Genomic DNA, 3,202 nt, shown 5'->3' on the forward strand with positions numbered 1-3,202 from the left:
ATGACTCATGATGAACCCTTTTTCATGGCTCCAGATGACAAACATGATCTCATATCAGGGACTTGTTCGCACCTTCCATAAGACACCGGTTTGAGGCCGGTGTCAGGAGATGACTATATCTGTACAGGTTAAATATAGTTACTGACTGGCCAATTTTTTGGTAAGCCAGTAACTAATATCATTTGGCAGGTACGCTATTTTAACAGCTCTTTTTGAACGCACCGATCCTGGTCCATCACGATAGTAATTTTTGGGCTTACTCGAATCCGTTTTATAGCCAAAATTCTTATTGAGGAACGACTCTAAAAACCTAATTGGAATTCCCCTTTTAGATGGAATGATAAAATAGTCTTTATTAAAGAATTTTTTTACTGCAATGAGTTCATGACCAAACTTAAATTTTCCATTCTCAATCCACGCTAGGAATTTACCAGCCTCATCACTACTGTAGCAATAATTGTCACTGAGTTTTAACTCATTGGCTAGCGATCTTATCATTGCAAATGTTACGGATTCTTGACTATTAGAATCGTCAGCCCATCTATGTAATGGGATGTTATTTGTAATTATTCTGCGAGTATTTCCTCTATCATCAAACTTTATCAACTCCTCACTTAATTTCTCACCGTAAAAATCCTCAATATCAAAAGCCTCCCGAGCATAAAATTTACTTCTATTTAATAACCCGCAAATTCGCTCCGCCTCTGTTTTCAACTCAGCTAACTCAAGCATTTTTTTATCTGAATTTTTCAGCTCAGGTAAAAGATAGCTAATTTTATACCCCTGTTGTTCCAGCATTGTTAGTAGGGTGAAATTATAATCCAAACACAATTTATGTTGAATAAACAATCGGTTAACCATATGCATTAATGTGGGGTTGTGGCAATACTCATGCAAACGTTCAATAGAATAATCACACCCCAACGCTGACATCACCAACTCTGTAATGATATGATCGCTATTTTTATATACCCTATTTTTGCCACCAAGAAGCGCTAAAAATGCATTATTAGCATTCCTCGCTCGGTGGACAAACTGCATAATATCATTAGGCTGAACGAGCCCATTTGAAAAAATTGCAGTAAATGTTAGATCCTTATCTGTGAAACTAAATCCATTTTTCACAACCGGTGTAAAAATTGACACCAGTTTACTGCTAACATTTTTGTTTATAGCACCATTAGGGAATTTACGAGCAGTGTCAGCATCGATTAATATTTTTTTTGGTGTATTTATTGCATTTACCAATACGTTAACATTTGATTTTTTTGCATTGTGTGCCTCGTCGCTAAATACAATACATTTTTTGCCACTTGATGCACGCTCATTGATCTTGTTTATAATATCTGGTTTAGTTGTTAAAAAGATTTCTGGCATATTCCTAGGTTTGGATGATCTATATACGAACACTTTTTTATTACTGAGCGTAGCTAAATTTGAAATAAAATCAAATGAGTCCTGACTTAAAAACGCATCGGCAATAACAACAGTGCTGGCATCAGCAATAATTTTTTTGAAATTATCCATCCTTTCAATGTATTCATCAACTGAGACTCTCATGCCCAATTCTGAGTGCATTAAATTAAAAACATCCTCAAACTCATCTATAATCAAAACTTGGCACTTATCCCGGATATGCTTATATTTTTTACTATATAAAATGCTCAGACTAACACCATAGACACCGGTTTTATTTTTGGGAGTATCTGTCTGATAGTTTCGATTATCCAGATTGTGATACAGAGAATTATTGAAAGCTCGAGATGGATTTAAAAAAATAGGATGCATACCATTATTCCCAGCCTCGTCAAATGTGGGTATTAGGCAATTAGTTGTTTTACCAGTCCCTGGCGGAGTGACAACTATGTGAATCCCAGGGAAACGATCTAGACACAATCTTTCGTGACAAAGATCGATATTAGTTTCAGTAATATTATCATTCTTAGTATAGAAATTGTGCGCCAAAGATACCGCGCTCTTTTTAGCAAACAAGTGTTTGTTTATAGCCTCGGCGATTCTAGTATGGAATCGATTACTAGTTTGAGACCAAACATAATCAATTAGAGACGTCTGAGACATTATTTCTGGGCAAACATGATGAGAGTTTAGCGCCACAAAATTAATTGCTTCTTGCTCCTCCACCTCATTTTTAGCATACCCGAGAAGCAGCAACCCTAGATTGACCTTGTTCGAACAAGTCTTAAACTCATGCCCATCCAGCACGACTGTGATCTTATAATCGAATGCAATTTTCACTGCATCAAATCCCGATTTATTGTCACTGATTAATCTTACTGAATTCCTAGACTCACCATCGCCAATAATTTCTACGATTTTATCCCTCAGCGCGTTAGATTCATCAACCCCAAATTTCAACTGGCAGTTTTCGCCACAACTCAACACAATCATATCCACCTCACTTAGTTTTTATAATAATATGGTGGCGTTTTTCAACGCTACACTTTTATTATAGTTATTAAATATTTAAATACTTCTCTAGCATTCACACCTAAAAATTGGCGTAGGTATGATCCTTAGAGATTTTTTAATCTCTTGGAAGAATTCATAAATATAAATTATGTATCTACATACACTGACTGGTATGTACGAAATGAACGATATGCTTATTCCAATGCGTTTGCAATAGGGCAAATAAAAATATCTTGACTTTTCTCTAAAATTATTAGTTAAACATTATAATTGAGCCCTAAAATGGCAAAACTATCTATAAACTCTAATAATTTTGAAGGGATGAGAGTTCTATCTCAACAGTCAATTCGATTTAGAATCAGTCGTTCACTACAAAGTGGACAAGAACGATGTATGAGGTGCTTGTGACAAGGGCGGTCTTTGAGGCGATTTATTGTAACTGGTGTGGATGCAGCCCACGTGGTTCGTGGTGTATGAAACTAAAAATGCTAATGATTAATTCGCTACTGAAAATGACGAATCCTGTCCTTTTTGATTTTCCTCGCTCCGCGAGCACCAGACCCATTTTTCGAATTGTAACCCTAAGAAACACTTCATCTTAGCCAAACCATCGAAGCTGCAAGCCGAGCCTTAATGAATAAGGCTAACTCTGTGCGGTTAAACAGGCTAATGCCATTAAGACATCAGCCTGTTGTTTAGGGAAGGTGCGAATAAGCGGGGAAATTCTTCTCGGCTGACTCAGTCATTTCATTTCTTCATGTTTGAGCCGATT

At 36.5% G+C, this 3,202-nt stretch carries 1 protein-coding gene; it reads right to left on the reverse strand.

What is annotated here, in order from left to right:
- Positions 1-138: 138 nt before the first annotated feature.
- Positions 139-2,409 carry a hypothetical protein gene (locus OKC42_RS22545; RefSeq protein ID WP_270820931.1) on the reverse strand — a complete coding sequence of 757 codons (2,271 nt, stop codon included), beginning with the start codon at positions 2,407-2,409 and terminating at the stop codon, positions 139-141.
- Between the last annotated feature and the right edge of the window lie 793 nt (positions 2,410-3,202).

This window comes from Aeromonas sp. Y311-2 (assembly GCF_027706025.1).
Taxonomy (GTDB): Bacteria; Pseudomonadota; Gammaproteobacteria; order Enterobacterales; family Aeromonadaceae; genus Aeromonas; species Aeromonas veronii.

Excerpts from the sequence above, each read along its gene's own strand:
- OKC42_RS22545 (WP_270820931.1), bottom strand. The coding sequence starts at position 2,409 with ATGATTGTGTTGAGTTGTGGCGAAAACTGCCAGTTGAAATTTGGGGTT.